The organism is Calditrichia bacterium, assembly GCA_020634975.1.
In the GTDB taxonomy this organism is placed as follows: domain Bacteria; phylum Calditrichota; class Calditrichia; order RBG-13-44-9; family J075; genus JACKAQ01.
This window is the reverse complement of sequence record JACKAQ010000001.1, coordinates 2,163,196-2,183,537: the sequence shown is the minus strand read 5'-3', so window position 1 is coordinate 2,183,537 and position 20,342 is coordinate 2,163,196. Positions and strand designations below refer to the sequence as shown.

Here is a 20,342-nt window from a genome sequence, read left to right as displayed (position 1 = left end):
CTGCTCTGTTTTTGAATGATAACTATCAGTGAAAGACTGGATTTATGCCCGAAATTACCCCGGAAATAAACGCGCTGTTCGATACGCTTTTGGGCGCGGATAAACAGCTCGTTTTCGAACAAATCGGCAACAAACTGCCGCACCACATTCGTTTTAACCCGCTGAAAGGCGATGTTGAATTACAAAAAAAGCTCTTCGCCGAACAGGGATTCGAATTCGAGCAAACCACCGAACACCCGGATATTTACCGGATGAAATACCAGCCGTATCCGATCGGCAAAAGTTTGTCGCATTTTCTGGGGCATTTTTACGTGCAGGATATTGCATCGATGGTACCGGCGCTGGTGCTCGATCCCCAACCCGGCGAATGGGTGCTGGATATGTCCGCCGCGCCCGGCTCCAAAACCACCCTCATGGGTTCGCTAATGCAAAACAGCGGCGTCATTTTGGCAAACGACATCGTGCCGAAACGGCTGCGGGCGCTCGGCAAAAATCTGGAGCGAATGAGCATCGTCAACACAAAGGTTTACAAATGGCGCGGCGAGCAGTTTGGCAACGTGTTTTTTGAGCAATTCGACAAAGTGCTGCTCGATCCGGCTTGCTCCGGTTTGGGCACGCTCCACAAAAATCCCGAGGTGCTCGGCTGGTGGAGCGAATCGCATTGCGACCGGCTGGCGGGCATCCAGCGCAGCCTGCTGGTCAGCGCCGTAAAATCGCTGAAACCGGGCGGACGGCTGGTCTATTCCACCTGCACCGTCGCGCCGCAGGAAAATGAGGCAAATGTCGATTTCCTGCTCAACGAATTCCCGATGGAGCTGGAAGACATCCACCTCGAGGGTATGCGCACCTGGCCGGGACTGACCGAATACCGGGGCGAAAAATTTCATCCGGACATGCACAAAACCGTGCGGTTTTATCCGGTGGATCGCGTGACGGAAGGTTTTTACGTAGCATGTTTGCGCAAAACCGGCGGCACTCGTTCGCCGAAATCATACAAAGTGAAACCGCCGCGCCACGTGTCATTTCTCGATCACAAAACATCGCCGGTGAAAAAATACATCGATTTTTTGATGATGCATTTTGAAATCCCCGAAAAAATTTTCAAACAATTTGTCTATTTGATGAAAGGTGAGATCATTTTTGCCAGCAAGGAAATGCAGGATTTTCCGGTGTTTGGCGGACCGATGCAAACCGGCATGCTGATGGCACGGCCAATGGATCGCGGCTGCAAGCTGAATTCCAACGGCGTGCAATTGCTCGGGCAATACGCCAACCGCATGATCGTAGACATCGATGATCTGGCAACGCTCGATAAATACGTGAACCGCGAGCCGCTGGATATTTCGGTGGATTTGCCCGGACAATACATTGTGAAATACAACGGCAGCGTGATCGGCTACGGCGTGGCGGACAAAGGGCAACTGAAAAGCCAGTTCCCCAAAGCGGATTGGCCGTTTTCGCTAGCGGAACCGCAAATCAGCGAAAACCCGGATTCCGACGACGGGTTGGATATCGATTAACGCTAAAATCACTATATGTACATTTAACTCGTTGTTTTTATTATCTATAAAGTGTATAATTTTGTATGAAATGTCCAGAATTAAAATTTAGCGGTCACGCGCTACAACGTATGTTTGAACGACGGATTACCGAAAATGATGTTTTCAGTGCAATCAAAAACGGTGAGGTGATAGGAGAATATCCCGATGACAAACCTTGCCCAAGCTTTCTGCTTCTTTCAATTGTTGAACAAAGACCAATACATATATTAATTGCTTTGTGCGCAGAGAAAAAAGTATGTATTATTGTTACAGTGTATGAACCGGATTCAAATATCTGGCATATCGATTTTAAAACCAGGAGAAAACAATGACTTGCATCATTTGCAAACACGGACATACCAAACCCGGATTTGCGACAGTAACACTTCAGCGAGATAAAACAATTGTGATTTTTAAAGAAGTCCCGGCAGAGATTTGTGATAATTGCGGCGAATATTATCTCACCGAAGAAATTTCCGGAAAAATTTTAAAATATGCTGAAGAAGCTGCACAAAAAGGCGCCGAAGTGGAAATTTTGAAATTTGCTGCCTGAAAACGCATCTCGGCATCCACTTCAAATATTTTAGCCAAATTAATTTCCAAAACCACCAATACTACTTTTCAGATACCACCCGAACAGAAAAAATCCAACCATCGCGGACAGGAATACAATTGGAATAAGGGGACTCGGTTTTGTTTTGGTAACTGTCTGTATTTCCTGAACATGGATCTTCTTCGCCAGCGAATCTGATTGATACCCGTAAAGCGTATCGTTGCTCACACGGTAGCGATTGAATTGCAATGTCTCACCGGCGATTGTGGTTACGGTGAGACGTAAGTGCAATTCATGAATTGCATTCTCACGAAGATTTTCCGGCGGGATTTTCTTCACCGTGTGACATGCGGAAACCAGCATCACAACTATCACGAAAGAAAACCGGCGGAGAAAGCGGCAATGCAGCATCATTCGGCGCTCCAAAAATGTGTTGATCAATTTGTTGTGGGGCTCATCAACAGCCGGAGTTTCCGGCTGAAATTGCAATTGTTTTCACAATCACAGTTTGATTTTATCACACGTAATTCAAAATATCAATAGAATTTATTATTACTGATGTTATGTATTCAGTAGAGGCAATTCATGAATTTCCTCTACTAATGAATTGCATCTACACAGCGAATCAGAAAATTTGCATCTCCGCAACGCAATGGATATATTCCCGTTCGCTAAAATACCCGCTAAACAGGTCGCAAAAATGAAACAATCACCCGAAAAAAGTACGCCCCAACTGCTGTTCGACAAAGGCACGCTGCTGCTGCGCCACCTCGATGCGGCGATGGCGGAAAACCTGCCGGAAGTCCGGTGGGATGGGCGGGTGCGCAGCTTCCGTGCGCCGGCGTTTCGCTACCGGGAAATTGTGCTGGCGCTGCGCAACAACAAACTGGACTATCGCGATGACGCCCGGAATTTCGCGCCGGTTGCGCTGCCGCTGCGGGAAAAAATCGTGCCGCGTCCGCACCAAACCGAAGCGTTTGCGGCGTGGGTAAATGCCGGATCGAACGGCGTAGTAACCCTGCCCACGGGTGCGGGCAAAACCATTCTGGCAGTAATGCTCATCGAACGAACGGCACGTCCGGCGCTCATTCATGTGCCCACCATCGATCTGATGCACCAGTGGTACGCCGTGCTCAAACGCTATTTTGATACGGATATCGGGCTGCTCGGCGGCGGCTACAACGAGCCGGGAACCCTGACCGTCGCAACGTATGATTCGGCATTGCTGCATGTGGAAAGCAAGGGCAACCGCTTCGGGTTGCTGATTTTCGATGAATGCCATCACCTGCCCGGCGAGCAATACCAGTATTGCGCGATCAGCTCGCTGGCGCCGTTCCGGTTGGGACTGACCGCCACGCCGGAACGCACCGACGGGCGGGAATCGCGGCTGTTCCAGATTTGCGGCGACATTTGCTATCGCGCCAATATTCGCGATCTGGAAGGCGAAACCCTTGCGCCTTACGATGTGGAAACGCTGGAACTCGACCTCACGCCGGAAGAGCAGGAAGCCTACCAATCCGCCCGCCAGCAATACCTCGATTTCCTGAAACAGGAAAACATCAACATGGGATCGGCACGCGGCTGGAACTATTTTTTGTGGCGAACCAGCCTTTCGCCGGCGGGACGTGCAGCGTTCAAAGCGTATCTCGCCCAAAAGCAGCTCAGTCTGGCGGCGTCCGCAAAACTGGCGGCGATCTGGGATTTGCTGCAACGGCATCGCGGTGACCGGATCATCATTTTTACCCAGGACAACGAAATGGCCTACAATATCGGCAAGCGGTTTCTGCTGCCGGTGCTTACCCATCACACCAAATTGAAAGAACGCGAAGCGTTTTTGAACGCGTTTCGTAACGGCGAATATCCGGTGTTGGTCACCTCCAAAGTGCTGAACGAGGGCGTGGATGTGCCGGAGGCAAACGTCGGCATCGTGGTTTCCGGCAGCGGCAGCGTTCGCGAACACGTTCAACGGCTCGGCAGATTGCTCCGCGCCCAACCCGGCAAACGCGCGATGCTTTACGAGTTGATTGCCAAAGGCACCGGCGAGCACTTCACGAACAAACGACGGCGGCAGCACCACGCCTATCGCAAACCGAAGTGAAACCCAGATGTTTTAATAATCGCCGCAAAGGCGCAATGGTCGCGAAGATGTATTCTTTGTTACAATGTTTTTAACATATTGTTTTGAAACACTTTATGTGGACGAAACAGCGAACAGCACAACATGTATTTTTTGATCATTTCTTTGCGTTCTTAGCGTTTTTGCGGCAAAATGCGAAACATCTGTTTATAAAAATATTAAGAAAATCAAATATGGAACCCAGAATAGAAACGCTCACCGAAAAAAAACTCGTCGGGATGCACACAACCATGTCGATGGCTGACAACCAAACGCGGCAACTCTGGCAGCGGTTCATGCCCCGGCGAAACGAAATCGCCAATCGTATCGGCAGTGAATTTTATTCGATGCAACTGTTTGATTTTTCATCATTTGCGAATTTTACTCCGAACACGCACTTCGAAAAATGGGCGGCGGTGGAAGTTGCGAATTTCGAAAACATTCCCGCAGAAATGGCATCGTTTACGCTGCCGGGCGGATTGTACGCCGTATTTTTCCACAAAGGTGCAGCCGCGACCGCGCCGCAAACGTTTCAATATATTTTCGGGGTATGGCTGCCGAATTCAAAATATTCGCTGGATGACCGCCCGCATTTTGAGGTGTTGGGCGAAAAATACCAAAACGATCACCCGGATTCCGAGGAGGAAATCTGGATTCCGGTAAAATAGGCTTTGAGAAAATTTTGGGAGATTCCTGCCTGCGCAGGAATGACAATTTTCCTTTTCCTTTATCCTTTATCATTATCCTTTATCCTTTTTCCCTTTATCAATAGGTGACCTGCAGTTGCAGCCGCAATATGCGTTTGCGATTGCCTAAAATTTCATCCAATCCGCTGCTCAGCGTTTCCAGATCCGGGTAAACCATTTCCTGATATTTTACGGAAAAGCGCCAACTGCCCCACACCTCGTAACCCGCCAGCACAAACCATTTGTAGCCGCGATCGTTCAGTAAAATATTGCGAAACGAGCCGGGCAAATCCGTTTCAAATTCATACAGGCGATACTCAAAATCCGGCACGTCGAACACCGTCCAGCGTGTCTGAATCGTAAAATATTTGGTGGGACGATAGCTGACATCCGAATACAGCGCGAAACCGTAATCGCGGGCAGCGCCGAAAACCGTTGCGCCTTTGCTGATTTCCGTGCGCTGGGTGAGCTGCACCTTCGGCGATATTTTGCTGCGCAACTGAACCCGCCAGGTATGCGACCGGATCGCGATCGGGATGCGAATGCCGGACGAATTTTCGCCGCTTCGTTCGCCGGAGCGCCGGGTGTAACGCAACAGCAATTCCGATTTCGCAATTCTTTGGGTGAACAGAATTTGCTGCACCTGTTTCAACTGCGGGAACTCCTCAACATCGCGGGCATCACGATTAAGCCACGCATACGCCGCCAGCCGCGATTGCTCCGCCAGTTTCAGCGAGGCGTTCATGGAAATGCCCACGCCGTTTTCCGGCGATTCGCTGATTTTTCCCAATGCCCGCCCGTGATTCGCCCAATATTCCGGGTGAAAATAGTAGACCGCCGCGCCGTAACTCCATCGCGAATCCGGCAAATGCAGCAAAACCGATTGTTGGATCGCCGGAAATTTGCCGTTGAGCAAGGCGATCTCGCCGCCGGATTGCAGCAGATCGCCGCCCGCCTGCCAAAATCCGCTGAGATAATTGAACCCATCGCGCGGACGCGTAAACGGTCGTTCAACCGCTATCGAATAATCGAAGCGGCTCGCCTGAACTCCCGCAATCCATTGTTTAAATTGAACTTGCACCACACCGCCGAGCACTTTTTCGCCGAGTAAATCGCGTTTTGCCAGCTCGGTTTCCGTGCGGTGCAATCCGCTGTTGTAAATCGAGCGCACGGTTTCGCCGTCGATGTTCGCATCGAGGTTGTGGTTGGAATAAAACAGCAGCAAGTTTAGCGTTTCGGTGGGTGCGTATGCCCACATCGCGCCGCGCAGAAAGGCGTTTTCATCGACCGCGCTTTTGGGGCGAAAACGGAACATCGCGTTGCGATAGGGCAGAAAACTGTTGGCGATCAACGGCGTGCCGTACGCGCCGCTGAACACCAGCCGCTGCCCGGTTTCGATGTTGTAATCGCCAAAAATGAGATACGAGCGCGCTTTCCGCCAATCGTAACCGAGCGAAAACGCGCCGAAATCTGACCAATTGGCTTCACCCGCATCCTTTTCCCAGATCGCCGTGGCCAGCACATCCGGCGTCGGGCGCCAGCGCAATCGCTGATAGAGCTGCCAACGTCCGGTGTATTGCCCTTCAACATCGCCGCGCCGTTCGTGCAAAAATCCGCCGGTTTGGGTGCGGTAATCCACAACGGGCAGTTGCCGTTCGTTGCGAAAGCGGATATATGGCACAATCGCGGCGAGTAACTCATCCGTTACGCCGCTGACAGCCAGCAGCGCGGCGGCATCCGCAAATTTTCCGTTTTCGCGGCGATATCGCACCATTTCGCGGGCTACGGTTTCGGAAATAAAGGGAATTCGCAGCAATTCCTGCGCGGTCGCGGTATTCACATTCAGCGGATGATCCTGCAAATCCTGTAAAATTTGCCAAAAATCCGTCTGCCCGATCGATTCGCTTTCCAGCCCTTCCAGCAGATCGGAAATATCCACCTCATTTTGCGCCAATATTGGCAAATTCATCCCCAAAAGGATGAGCAGGAGCAGACCCGTCAGCCCCATAAATTTCTCCGGTAATGTTTTGGTAAGGTGGAAAAGAATACGAATTTTTGTGCAAACATCCAAATTTCCGGAATATTTTTTTGGCAACGAAATGCCGGAAGCACCGTGTTATATTCGAACCTCAAATTCGGGCGATGATGCCCGTTACGGAATTGGAAATCGAATGATTGATGTAATAAAACAACGCTGGCATGCCGAAAGCGGCTACGCAGCTGTGCTGAAATTATCGCTGCCGCTGATTTTGAGCACCAGCTCGTGGAGTTTACAGCAATTTGTGGATCGCATATTTCTCACCTGGTATTCGCCGGAGGCGATTGCCGCATCCATGCCTGCGGGCATGGCTAACTGGACGCTGATGAGCCTGTTTTTTGGCATCGCGGTGTATGTGAGCACATTTGTGGCGCAATATTTTGGCGCGAAACAAACCGAGCGAATCGGGCCGGCGGTGTGGCAGGGCGTTTATTTGGCGATCGTAACGGCGATTGCAATTGCGCCATTTTATTTTATCGCGCCGGAGCTGTTCGCGCTGTTCGGGCATTCAGCGGAGGTTGCACGGCTGGAAGCCATCTATTTTCAGGTGTTGCTGTTCGGTGGGCCGTTTGCGGTGATCGCCAACGCCGCATCCGGATTTTTTTCCGGTTTGGGCAAAACCTGGCTGGTGATGTGGGTGAATTTCGCCGGGACTTTTGTGAATCTGGTGCTGGATTATTTCATGATTTTTGGCATTGGCGGATTCCCGGAAATGGGCATCGCCGGTGCCGGGTGGGCAACGGTTATCGGTACAATTTTCACCGCGGGGCTGTTCCTCGCGCTGATGCTCCGGCGGCGATACGATCAGGAATATGCCACGCTTCGCGGCTGGCGATTCGATCCCACGCTATTCCGGCGGCTGATGCGTTACGGCATTCCCAACGGGATGCAGTTTGTGCTGGAAGTGTTCGCATTTACGATTTTTATCTTTTTTGTGGGGAATCTGGGATTGGTGCCGTTGGCGGCCAGCAACATCGCGTTCAACATCAGCATGCTGGCGTTTTTACCGATGTTCGGGCTGTCGATGGGCGTTTCCATTCTCGTCGGGCAGCACCTCGGCGATAATCGCCCGGATCTGGCTGAAAAAGCAACCTGGTCCGCATTCCATCTTGGATTTACGTTTTTTACGGTGCTGGGCATCGGCTATTTTCTGGTGCCAAAGCTGTTTTTGTGGCCGTTTGCGGCACAGGCAGATCCGGCAGAATTCAACGAAATTGCCGCGCTCACAGAAATTCTGCTGCGATTTGTGGCGTTTTACTGCCTGTTCGATGCCGGAAATATGGTGTTTTCCGGTGCCATCAAAGGCGCAGGCGATACCCGTTTTGTGGCGATCGCCAGTTTTGGGCTGTCGTGGATTGTGCTGTTGCTGCCGTCGTATTTGGGAATTTATGTGTTTGATGGCGGCATTTTTGCGCTCTGGACCAGCGTTACCGCATATGTCTGCAGCCTGTGTTTTGCATTTCTGTGGCGATTCAAACAGGGCAAATGGCGCGATATGCGCGTGATCGAGCAGAATTAATTTCATAAAAAAAGGCGACAGAATAATCTGCCGCCTTTTTAATATCACTCTCCAAACAATTGATTATCTTTCAGTTACGACCAGTTCCACCCGGCGATTCTGGTATTGTCCGCCCTGTGTTTCATTGCTGGCAACCGGCTGGCTTTCGCCAAATCCGCGGGTAGTGAATCGCGATGAGTTGATGCCTTTTCCACGGAAATAATTGCCCACCATCTTCGCGCGGCGGTCGGATAAATCCAGATTGTATGCTTCTGTTGCACGGTTATCCGTGTGCCCGTCGATCCGGAATTTTACGGATGGATACGCTTCCAGCACTTTGGTAACTTTGTCCAAAATAGCTTTTGCGGCCGGTTCGAGCTGATCCAGATCGGTTTCGAAATTCAGGTTTGCCAACCGGAACGTTTTCGGGAACGTGCTGGCCGGATCGCTGAGATAATTTGCCAACATGCCTTCCGGAGAATCTGCCGCAAATCCCAATGACGCAGCGGTCGGTCCGAGCAGTGCCGGTTTTGCCGGTTCGGGTGTTTCTGCTGCGGGTGCGGTTCTTTCCTGTGCTGCCGGTTGTTCGGCGGGCGGTGCAACTTTGGTGGCGGGCGGCGGCGTGGCGACCGGTTTTTCCGATTCGCAGCCGCGGAACAGGAAGAACAACGCAGCCAGCAACAACACCAATAATAGCGGAATTAAACAACCCCACGGAATACCACCGCTTTTTTCCGCGGCTGGCGGCGGAACCGGCGCAGCGACCGGTGCGGCAACGGGTACCGATTTGGCAATTTTGGCAACCGGTTGCGACGGCGCAGGTGTTGCCGCTGCAACAGCGGTGGGCGCAGGTGTGGGTGCAGGTGCGGCAGCAACAGCGGCGGCAGCGCCCAACAAACCGAGTGCACCGCTCAGCCAGCCAAATGCAGCCAGCATCGCGCCTTTGGATTCGTAATAGCAACTGCGGGCAATTTCCTGATTGTTCCCGGCACGCAGCGCAAAATAATGGTATTTGCCGTCCATCGCGGTTTCTTTCAACCAGCGCTTTTCGATCGGCGCGTTTTTCTTCACCGATTCGATGCCGTTATCGCGGGCGGCGGCTGTGGTGTAGCCTTCGCTGCGGAGCACAACTTCGTCATCATCATTAATATAGCTGAAGTAATATTCTTTGCGGTCTTCGCGATAAAATTTGTGAAATCCCCTTTCACCCGCGTATTCATCGCAGGGCAAATAATCATCAATTACTTTTTTGGATGCCGGTGCTTCCACTTCCGGCTCATCGCGATCCACCGTCAGCGTAAACGACTCGGTTTGGGTGGTGGCAATTTCGGCGGCGGCAACGCCATAAATCGCGGCGTATCCGGGTAATTTGCCAACCAGATAATCGATGAAAGATTCCGCCTCGGCAACGGTTGCAAAATTTCGACTGCGGGCAATTTCCTGCCGGTTTCCAGCACGGAGGATAAAATAGTGTTTGCCGCCTTCTTCGCGCAATTCGTAACGGGTGCGGTCGCCGCCGTTTTTGATAACGGAGCGAATACCGTTATCGCGGCTTTTTGCGGAGGCATATCCCTGGCTGAACAACAGCGCCGCCGCTTTTTGATCATTCAAATGAAAATAATGTTGTTTGTCATCCGCATTGCGAAAATCTTCGAATCCTTCGTTGCCGGATGTCGATTTGCGATCCAGATTATACTGATTCACCGCTTTTTTCTGGCTTTTGCGCTTCGGCTTGATGTACAGCGAAGCGTATTCTCCGGCGTTGCCCATCAGATATGCGATGGCTGCTTCCCGTTCCGCTTCGCTGGCGAACATGGGGCTGCGGGCGATTTCCTGCCCGTTGCTGCCGTTGAGGATGAAAGAATATTGGCCACCGCTGTCGCGGCGATCGTATTTGTCCTCGCGCTGGGCGTTTTTGATCACCTGCCCGATGCGCTTTTTCCGGCGCGATGCATCCTTAAATCCACGGCTGTATAAAATGGATTTTCCGGCAGCATCGTTAAAGAAAAAGTAAAACTCCTGATCTTTGTCGCTCTGGAACAGTTCAAATCCCGGTTGATTTGAGGCAGAACTGAGAGTGAAATCGTAAAGTTCTTCGAAATTGGTAAACGCGCTGCCTAAAAAGGACGGCAATGCTGCGCTCGTAAGGGTTGTCGTGGTTAGGGTAACTTCGTAATCTTCCTGCTCTTCAGCTTCGGTCGCGATAACACCGATTCGCGAAGCAGCAGCGGCTGCGCTGGCCAGTCCTTCACTAATGGCTAAACGGGCGCCGTTTTCATCCGAGAGCACCGCGAAAAACTGCCCGTCTTCCGCACGATTTTCGAAATTGCCTTCATCTGCAATGCGCTCAATTGCCGTACGGATTGCCGCCGTGCACCCATCGCGATCTGCAAATGTGCTGCTGGTCAGCCATACGTCACCCGCATTCGAAAGCAACCGGAACTGAAACCCGTCGCCACCCGGCACTTGCTCAATCTGAAATTTCATATCTACCTCTGATGTTAAGTATTAAATCTATCTTCTATTATTTGTTTGTTTTATCAGAAAAGTTGAAATACAGCGCAGAAAAAGGAAATTTCCGATTATCAGCAAAGTTGGATTTTTTAGCGAACCATCTTTTCTTGCGATGTTCGGATAAGATGTAAAATGTCTATCATCAGATTCAATGTGAGCAAAAAGCTGCGAGGTCAACGGCCGTTTCCCGATTGGATTTTATACAAACGATAATGTTTTTAGCGGCTGAAGATAAGGAAATAAAATAATATAAACAAATTTTGCGATTAAAATTCCAGTTGGGCGTCTTCCGATTTTCCCGGACACGGCGCGTTGCAATTCAACTTACTAAATGAGGTTTTGGCGAAAGATATAACTGCTTTTCGCTCACGTTTGCGAAACGGTTTGCCGATTACTAAAAAATTATTTCAGGATTGTGATTTTTGTGGACGTCCGGCAGGTGAATTTTGAAAACATTTGGCGCTTTGAACCATCATTTTACATATTTGGGCGGAAATAATATTCGGATTTGTATTGCTGCAGATTGTCTTCTTCGGGTAAACCGCCTTTATTTTGATAATCAGGTCCAACGCAAAACGCCGTTTTTGGCTGAATCCGCAGACAAATTTCAACATATATCAGGCAGGTATCGATAGATATGAGCACTATTCCATTTGAAAAGGAATTTCGATTTTTGATGAACGCATCCGCGGAAAAGCGGGTGAAATCGCAGCAAAATGCTGTGGAACTGCTGTTCGAAAATTATCGAGATGCATTACAATCAACCGCAGCACTGAAGCAGGATGCCGCGTATCAAACCCTGCGCAAACGGCTAAGCGACGCGACAGTAATTTTTTCGCTAACGGATTTGCAAAAACAAATTTATCACAACGACACCGGCACCAGTATGATTCCGCAGGCGCTAAAGCGCAATTTGCTGAATATCAAATGCCGCTTTGTGGTGCGCCCCGGAAAACTGGAAGATGTGCAAAAATTCATCGAATTTGCCCGTTCGGAAAAGGTGAAATTCACCATTCGCGGAGCGGGAACCTGGCCGTTTGGCGGCGCTGTGCCGCTAAATAACGAAGTTGTGCTGGATTTATCCTACCTCGATTTTCATGCGATCGACCCGGAAAAGGCACGGCTCACGGTTGGCCCAGGCGTCATTTTTGCGGATATGCGCCGCTACCTGCGCGACAACGGCTTTGCGCTGCGCCAGCAAATTACCAATCCCAACAGCGGCACGATTTGTGGTTGGGTCGTCACCGGCGGGCTGGGCATCGGCGCGTATAAATACGGGCATGTGCGCAATTCCGTTGAAGCCATTTTTATGCTGAAACCGGACGGTCAGTGGGCAACGCTCACCCCAGAAGATCCGCTGTTCGAGCAAGTGTTCGATAGCGAGGGACAAATCGGCGTGGTTGTCGGCGTTTCGCTGAAGGTGAAGCCGCAAACCTATAAATCGAAACCTTACGCGTTTTCATTCACAAACCCCAACCATGTCCGCGACTTTCTGAAATTAGTTCGCGAATGGGAATTGCAACCCACGTCCATTCTTTATTTTGACCAGAATTACATCAAAACCACGCATGAAATCGCCAAAAAGAAAGCCCAAAAATCGCTGGAAAAAGCGGTTGCCAAAGATGACGATCTGAAAATCAGCAAAGCCCGCCGCTCGCTGGATGTCGCCGACCAGCTCCGCGATTTGCAGCACGTGGTGGTCATGGAATTCGATCAGCAGGAAGATTACGAAAAAGCCCTAAAATTTTACCCGTTCAACTCCCGCAGCGAGCAAAGCCGTTATCATGAATTGCCGTTTTGGCGATTGGGCGTAAGCGTGGCGCACAAATTCTGGGAGCACCGTTTCGCACCGGTGGAAATGAAACAGCGCGGACCCTCAATGCTGGTCAGCGAGGCGATTATTCCCGAAGAAAAATTGCCGGAATACATGAATTTTATCCAGTCCGCCGTGACCAACTGGACAGGCAATCCGGTGAAAAATGAAGCGCATGTGTTGCAAAATAACGAAGTCATGATCCAATCCATTCTGCTGGCGGACACGGAAACGAGCCGCCACAAAGTGTATTTCGGGCTGGTGCCGTTTATGATGCAAACTGCCATTGCTTTTGGCGGGCGACCGTATGGCACGGGCATCTGGAACCTGCCATTTTTGAAATCGCTGCGCAACAGCAATCCCGAAAAAGTCGATCGCCTGCAGGAACTGAAGCGGGAAATGGATCCGGACCGGTTGATCAATCAGGCCAAATATGTGAACCACAGCGGCCGCAAAATGGCGTTGAAAGCGTTCAAAAATTTGTCGCCGCTGCCGATGCAATGGGCAGTAGGAACCCTCAAAAGAGGCTGGGAACGGAATGGCAAATTGTCACCCGGCAAGCTGTTGTGGCGCGCCAATAAAGTGATTTTCCCGACGGTTGTGCCGCCGCAGTTGCAGGCTTCCCGCAACGATATTTTAACGGTTAACAGCGCCTGCGCCGAGTGCGACAGTTGCGAAAAAGTGTGCCCCACCAGCGATGTGTTCGGCATGTGGGGCGTGGGCACGCCCATCACCCGACGGAAAACCGCCAACCGTATCGCGCAGGGCGTGGAAATTGATCAGGCCGAAGCGCTCGGATTTCTGGTGTGCACCCGCTGCGACAACTGCACCCGCGTTTGCCCGACAGACATCGAGCTCACCGATATGTTCGATCTCGTCGAGGAAAACCCGCTGTTCAAAAAAGTGCTCGGACTGACCGACGCCGGCAAGACCGAATTTGTCGATCGCTTCTGGGATATTATGAAAGAAAGCCCGCTGTATGTGGAACACACCAAAGCGGTGCAAAAAGAGGAACGCAGCCACCTGCAGCACGGGCTGAACATCAAATATCCGCGCGGCTACGCCTATTCGAAGCTATATATTGATGAAGACACCTGCATTTCCTGCGGTATGTGCGCTCACGAAAACGCCTGTATTTACGGCGCGCGGCAGGGCAATCCCCGCGAAATTCCCGAATTGATCGATGAAAATTGTGCGTTGTGTAACGCTTGTATCAATTTCTGTCCGCAGAACAAAGCCATTCAGGTAGAGCGCAATTTTGTGGATGATTTGATCGAAAACGCGGTGGACAAAGACGAAAAGCAGCATTGGGAAAAAGAAAAACGCTTTTTGACCGACACGACCACCATCCAACGGTCGCCGGAACTGTCGGAAATGGCAGATATTTATCTCACCGCCGAAAATTTGATTGAAATTGACAAAGAGGCGTCCACCGGACAAATCCCGGTTTCAGGAATGGGACAGGGCGACCGCCACATGGGCATCGGTTTCGATGCGGAACGGTTTTCGCATTTCCACATCGTTGGACCGGCACAAAACCGTTTGCACGAAGGCGATCCCGATGAGGAATTGTCGGTGCAGCTCGGGCAGCGACATCGCTATTGCAAATTTGATGCATCGGAAAATCTGGACAATCCGCCCTTCCCGAAAATCAAATTGAAAACGCCGATGCTCTACAACCACATCCGCCTGCAAAGCAACGGACGGGTGGAGTTGGCGCTCATCAAGGTTGCCGAAAAACAGAATTCGCTGGTGACCATCAAGCTCAACCGCATTCTGGAATATTACGATTTCTGGATAAAGGAAGGCAAATACGAACGCCTGCCGGAAGTGGTTGTGCCGCGCGTCGATCTGGAAATGATCGACCACATCCGCGTGAATCCGCACGTCCGGCGGCGCATGCTTATCGATTTGTGGAGCATGCCCATGTTCGAGATCACGCCGCACAAAGAGATGGAGCGCACCATCGATTTTATCCGCGAATCCGCGAAGTCGCTGCACGGCAGCCGTCCGCTGATCTGCGGATACCTGGAAGTGAGCGAATACGATATCGTCGCCGGGGAAATTTTGCCCGAACTGAAAGCGCAGATCGAGGAATTCATGTTCCTCGAAGTGGATGTGTTGCACATTCACGGGTTGCGGAATAAAGATCAGTATTTTGTAACTTCCGGCGCTGTTCGCGACATTCACCACTATTTGCTGAACACCGGACGCCGCCATCAGGTGAGCATCATCGCCTCCGGCGGGATACGCCTGGCATCGGACAGTCAGAAAACTATCCAGCGCGGCGCGGAAGCCACACTGCTCGATTTCGCGGCGCTGCTCGCGCTCGATCCGTATGCCTATCGCGCGATTCTGGAAGCGCAAACCACCACCGAAAAATTGATCAATCTGGACATCGAATGGGCGATCAAACGCCTCAACAATCAGATGGAATCGCGGAAAATCCAGATTCTGGAAGTGCTCGGCGCCGCCGGATTCAAGGATATTAAAAAGACGGTCGGTGAAGAAGGCCGGCTGATCGATTTTTACGAACTGGAAGAACGTCTGCAGAAAAACGTGCTCGAAAAAGAATCGAAGCTGCAGGAATTTGAGCAACTCAACAAAGAAAATATTGCAGCGGAAAAATTGCCCGCGGGCGTTTCGCCGACATACAGCGAGCTGAAATCGCGGGTGGAAAACCTGCGCTCGCCGCACTATTTTTACGAACTCGGCGACACCAACCAGACCGTTTATCACCGCGATCACGTGTGGCCGGGCGCGCTCATCAAATCGCTCGGGCGCATGGCAGCGGGCGATCCGGAGCTTTACAAATTGAAAAATGTGAAGGGCACGGGTCTGCTCGGCGACGGTTTCGACGTGATGAAAATTCTCTATCAGCGCGATCCGGACATCATCCCAGATGAAGAACTGGACGACATTTCCACCGCGTTGCCGCTGGACAAAAACCTCATTTTGCAGGCGCCGTGGATGCTCGGCGGCAAATCGGTCGGCTCTATCGGCCTGGATACCTGGCGGGCGCACGTCATCGCGACCCGGGCGTTGGGCATCCAATTCGACACCGGCGAAGGCGGCTACCCGACCAGCTTTTTCCTCAACCGGAAGGGCGAACCACTGTTTGTTACCGAGCCGGAAATGTCGCTGATCAAAGGATTTTTTGAACACGACAATTATTACACCGTTGCCAAAATCAAACGCATTTTGAACGAAAACGGCGTCACTGCAGAAACGCATCCCGGCATTTACCAAACGCTGGCACAATACCCGGAACTGCAACCGTTCATCTTTTACGATGTGATCGGCGAACAGGACGAACCTTATGTTTCTACTGAGCTTAAAACCGGTCTTTTTGGCGTCACCAAAGAAACGATGAAAAAAGCGCGGCGGGTGGTAATCGCTTACAGCCAGGGTGCGAAAATGGGTATCGGCGGGCATATTCTCGCCGGAAAAGTGAACAAACTCGTGTCGTATTTGCGCGGGATTCAGGGGTTGGAAAAGCTCAACATCGACAAGCTGGAATCGCTGATCAACCGCATCGAAAAAATCGAGAAAAACGCGGCGCACCCGTTGAACGAGGTTGCCAAAACCGCCAAAACCGATCTGTTCCGTTCGCACGCCGACGAGGAAATTTATCCCGAACTGAAGCGGCAAATCTGGCTGATTCAGCAAAAGGCGTACGAAGCGCACGAAGCAGGAACGATGGATCCGCTGGATTTTGAGCATATTTTGCGCGACAGCGAATCGATCATCAGCCTGGCGTATACCAGCGTGATTTCGCCGTTCCCGTTCCACAACTGCTATTCGATTGAGGATGTGAAATCGTTCATCGACATGGTGCGGATGATCAACCCGAAAGCGGTGGTTTCCGTGAAAGTTTCGCCATCGGTGGACATCGAATTTATCGCCGCGGGACTCGCGCGTATCGCCAAAGACAACACCGAAGAAGCGCTGAAAGACCGCATCGATGTGGTGCGGCAAAACACGCTGAAACTCAGCGGCGATCTGGCGGAATACGCCAAAACATACGGCATGAAAATCGAGGTGTGGCTGGACGGACCGCGCGGCGGCACCGGCGCATCGCCGAACATTATCAAAGGGCAGATGGGTATGCACCTCGAATACGCCATTCCGCTGATTCACGACCGGTTGGTGCGCGACGGGCTGCGCAATCACGTTAAATTTATCGCTTCCGGCGGGATTCGCACGTATGAAGACGTCATCAAAGCGGTGGCGCTCGGCGCGGACGGCGTGATTTGGGGAACGATGCCGCTGGTCGCCATCGGCTGCGACCGCAACCGCAACTGCCACGACGGCTGCTCGCGGGGCATCGCCACCAGCAATTTGATCATGCAAAACCTCCGCGATGTGGACATCAACTCCCGCCAGATGATCAACGCACTGCTGATTATGCAGATGCAGGTCATCCGCGCACTCGCCGGACTCGGGCTGAAGGACATCCGCGAATTGCGCGGTCGTTTCGACAAAATCCAGTGGATCGGGCTGAAAGAACGGGTTGAATTCCGCATCCGCCAGCGCCGCGAACACAGCAAACGCAAAGATCAGGTCATCGCCAAAAACGAGCGCGAACAGCATCAGGTCGGACAAACCAACTGCGGTGTTGCAGCGGTGATCGGCACGCATCCGGTGCCCAGCTTTGTGCTGGATGAAGCGCTGCACGCCATGAAAAATCGCGGGATGGACGGTGTCGGCGTCGGGAAAACGCTTTGCTTCACCGATTTTCCGCATCACTACGCCTATCGCGTGATGGTCAAAGGCCGCCTGCAACTGGAAATGGAAGAAGACCTGCGTCGCCGAAACGGCAAAACCTGGACACCGGAAGAATTCCGCAAAGAAGCGCGCACGATGTTGCTGAAATTCCGCCACAAACTGGCAGAAAAAATCAAGACCGTATTTCTCGATCCGTATTTCGATTACGCCGGCGAAACCGACGTGCGCAAGGTGCGCGAAAATTACAAGCTCGATGCCAATCGCAAAGAGCGCGACTACCGCGAATTCGGCAACGAAAACACCGATCCGGGCGATATTTTCCGATTTTTCGTTCGGGTGAAGCCGCAAATTCTCGCAGCGTTCGTCGAAACCGATTTGCTCGTTGCGGAACGATACAACTACATCCGCGAATATTTCCCGGATGTTACCGCCAAAAATTATCGCGATAACGACAAATTCATGCAAAAAGCGGAAGACCTGTTCGTATTCAACCATTCCGTGCAGCTCACCCAAACGCTGTATCAGTGGGATGCGCTCGGCGATGACTGGAACGCATTTTTAAAGGACAACGAGGATTTCCGCGACATTTTCGGCGTGCTGACGGACGACGATCCGTTCAGCAAAAAGAATCTCGACAAATACGGCGAAACGTATCTCGAAGCGCTGCTGGCGTTCGTGAAGCGCTACCCGCCGATGCTCCACAAAGAGAAATTCATGCCGCGCATCCGCAAAATCGCCACGGTGATGAGCTGCGGCAAAAATTTCGGCGTGTGGAAAACCGCCGGACGGGAAATTCCCTGGGAAACACCCGCCGCGCCGAACAACATCATTCACGTGCGATTGGCAACCGGCTCGGTTGTGGAGCAGATGAACGCCCACCCGTTCGCCAAATTGCACACGGCGCTCACCCACAACGGCGAAACCACCAACTACGAAACCCTGAAACAACGGGTGGAGCAGTTCGGATTGCCGCCGCTGGCTACCACCGATACGGAAGTGGCTGCGCTGAAATTCCACCTCGTCGCGGATGAGCTGGAATATCCGGATTGGGCGCTGTTCGAAGCGTTTTCGCCGACCACCGGCGACGATCTCGCGCTGATCGACCCGTCGATGCGCGGACAGCTCGAAGAAGTGCAGCGCGTCGAATTCACCAGCTCGCCGGACGGACCGTATCAGTATCTCTGTTTGCGGCATTTCCCGGAACGCAACGTCACCGAACGGGTGGATCTGAAAGATCCGGCGGATTTGCGCCCCGGCACTTCTGCGTTCTGGTATGATGAAAAGAACGGCGAAAAACGCGCGTTTTCGGTGATCGCATCCGAGGAGCAGGCTTGCCAGAAAGTGCTGGCGCTGCTCGATCGCGAAGGCGTCATCGACGGCACAACCTCCGATTACGTGATGGTCAGCAAAGGGATGATCAACCGCTTCCACTACGACGATTCCGGCAAAGTGATCGACTACGAATTTTTGGATCGTTACGGCAAAAAAATTGAGCTGGAAGCTGCCGGCGAGCACTATTCCATTCACCGCGAAGCGGCGAAAACGCCCCAAAACGCAGCGGAACTGGACAGCGAAATGCGCAACAACGCCGGTCGCCTGCGGTTCTGGATTCGGGAAAATCTGGCGGAATGGAATTTTAGCACGTTCCGGTGGATAATGGAAAGGATAACGAATAAAGGATCAAAGGTTACGGAAAGCACAAACGGCAAACCAAAACCTGATGCACCGAAATTGCTATCCAGCACCGAAGTCATCGATACGCTGACCTATTTCATCGATTACGCCCGGACGATGAACACCGGCAGCAAAGCGAAAAGCGCGATCATCGATATCGCGAAAACGCTGCTGCACGAATTTATCGACGAACTGCCGCAGCGCGAACCGCAACAATGGGCGCTGGCGACCATCAAAAATACCGATGTCGCCGAGCCGAAATCCGGGCAAACGCTGATCGTGGACGCCACCGGTTTCGAGCCGGAAGGCATCGATCCGAAAAAAGCATTTGCGGCGTTTCTCTCGCTGGCGTATGATCGCGGCTGGCGAAAATTCCTGCTGTATCGCGTGAACGGGCAGCGGCTCATTTCCACCGCGGTGATGGGCAAAGTGGATTCCGATGACGTGGAAATCGACGTGTACGGCACGCCCGGCGAATACTTCGGCGCGTTTATGCAGGGCGGCACGATTCGCTGTCACGGCAACGCCCAGAATTTCACGGCGATGGGCATGCACCACGGCAATCTGTACATTCACGGCAACGCCGGGAAAGTGAACGGCTACGCCTCGAAAGGTGGTAAAGTGGTTATTTTGGGCGACATCGTCGATCGCGCCTGGACCAATTCCGTGAACGATCCGCGCTGCCAGAACCTGCAGATTCACGTGCTCGGCTCCGCCAGCAAATATTGCGGCGAATCGCTGATGGGCGGCGATTTCTTCTTCGGCGGGATGTTTTTCGATCAGGATGGCAAATTGCGGATGCAGGAACGTCCCTATCGCGGCACCAAATTGATGGGCGGCGCCTCGCGGGGTAACTTCCTGTTCTTCGATCCGCACGACAGGCTCGATCCGCACCAGTATTCGCACGCCAAATTTGAGGAAATTACCCCGGAATTGTGGGAATACTGGCAGGAGCGCGTGATGGAAACCCTGCAGCTCGCGGGCGTGGAATTGAGCACGAAAAACGGCAAAACCTTCTCCTTCGAAGTGGACGAACAGCCGTATGCGTTGTCACCCGAAAATTTCCGTCTGCTGATTCCCAAAGGCGGGCAAAAAGGGTACGAATCGCATTAAAATTTGAGCAGACAATGTTTTATAATTGTAGGGGCACGGCGGTGACGTGCCCCTTTTTTGTTATATTA

Annotated in this window: 10 protein-coding genes; 7 read left to right on the top strand and 3 right to left on the bottom strand. The window is 52.0% G+C overall.

The genetic code is table 11. The annotated features are described in order from the left end of the window. Positions 1 to 44 precede the first annotated feature (44 nt). From H6629_08810 to H6629_08800, 3 genes are all read left to right on the top strand, one after another. On the top strand, positions 45 to 1,520 hold the full coding sequence (locus H6629_08810; protein ID MCB9067893.1) for an NOL1/NOP2/sun family putative RNA methylase: 1,476 nt from the start codon (positions 45 to 47) through the stop codon (positions 1,518 to 1,520). Between the two features lie 65 nt (positions 1,521 to 1,585). Then, positions 1,586 to 1,873, top strand: a complete 288-nt coding sequence (locus tag H6629_08805) for a DUF4258 domain-containing protein (GenBank protein ID MCB9067892.1) — start codon at positions 1,586 to 1,588, stop codon at positions 1,871 to 1,873. Then, the gene (locus H6629_08800) at positions 1,870 to 2,094 is read left to right on the top strand and encodes a type II toxin-antitoxin system MqsA family antitoxin (GenBank protein ID MCB9067891.1); all 225 of its coding nucleotides are present in this window, start codon (positions 1,870 to 1,872) and stop codon (positions 2,092 to 2,094) included. The genes H6629_08805 and H6629_08800 overlap by 4 nt, the downstream gene beginning before the upstream one ends. A 39-nt stretch (positions 2,095 to 2,133) precedes the next feature. On the opposite strand, the gene H6629_08795 is transcribed toward H6629_08800, so the two are convergent. Further along, positions 2,134 to 2,508 (bottom strand): hypothetical protein, encoded by a 375-nt coding sequence (locus H6629_08795; protein ID MCB9067890.1) that lies wholly within the window; start codon positions 2,506 to 2,508, stop codon positions 2,134 to 2,136. A 286-nt stretch (positions 2,509 to 2,794) separates the two neighbouring features. On the opposite strand from H6629_08795, the gene H6629_08790 reads away from it, so the two are divergent. Continuing rightward, entirely contained in the window at positions 2,795 to 4,192 is a 1,398-nt protein-coding gene (locus H6629_08790) for a DEAD/DEAH box helicase (GenBank protein MCB9067889.1), read from the top strand. 212 nt (positions 4,193 to 4,404) lie between these two features. Continuing rightward, positions 4,405 to 4,878: a GyrI-like domain-containing protein gene (locus H6629_08785; GenBank protein MCB9067888.1), complete on the top strand. Its 474-nt coding sequence runs from the start codon at positions 4,405 to 4,407 to the stop codon at positions 4,876 to 4,878. A gap of 97 nt (positions 4,879 to 4,975) precedes the next feature. Here the strand turns inward: H6629_08785 and H6629_08780 are convergent, their stop codons facing one another. Next, on the bottom strand, positions 4,976 to 6,904 hold the full coding sequence (locus H6629_08780; protein MCB9067887.1) for a helix-hairpin-helix domain-containing protein: 1,929 nt from the start codon (positions 6,902 to 6,904) through the stop codon (positions 4,976 to 4,978). A 166-nt stretch (positions 6,905 to 7,070) separates the two neighbouring features. Here H6629_08780 and H6629_08775 point away from each other — a divergent pair, with 166 nt between their 5' ends. After that, on the top strand, positions 7,071 to 8,453 hold the full coding sequence (locus tag H6629_08775; protein ID MCB9067886.1) for an MATE family efflux transporter: 1,383 nt from the start codon (positions 7,071 to 7,073) through the stop codon (positions 8,451 to 8,453). Positions 8,454 to 8,516: 63 nt separating this feature from the next. Here H6629_08775 and H6629_08770 read toward each other — a convergent pair whose 3' ends face one another. After that, positions 8,517 to 10,919 (bottom strand): DUF1508 domain-containing protein, encoded by a 2,403-nt coding sequence (locus H6629_08770; GenBank protein ID MCB9067885.1) that lies wholly within the window; start codon positions 10,917 to 10,919, stop codon positions 8,517 to 8,519. A 664-nt stretch (positions 10,920 to 11,583) separates the two neighbouring features. Between H6629_08770 and H6629_08765 the strand changes: the two genes are divergently transcribed. Continuing rightward, complete coding sequence (locus H6629_08765; protein MCB9067884.1) at positions 11,584 to 20,274, top strand: FAD-binding protein; 8,691 nt, start codon at positions 11,584 to 11,586, stop codon at positions 20,272 to 20,274. Positions 20,275 to 20,342: the final 68 nt, after the last annotated feature.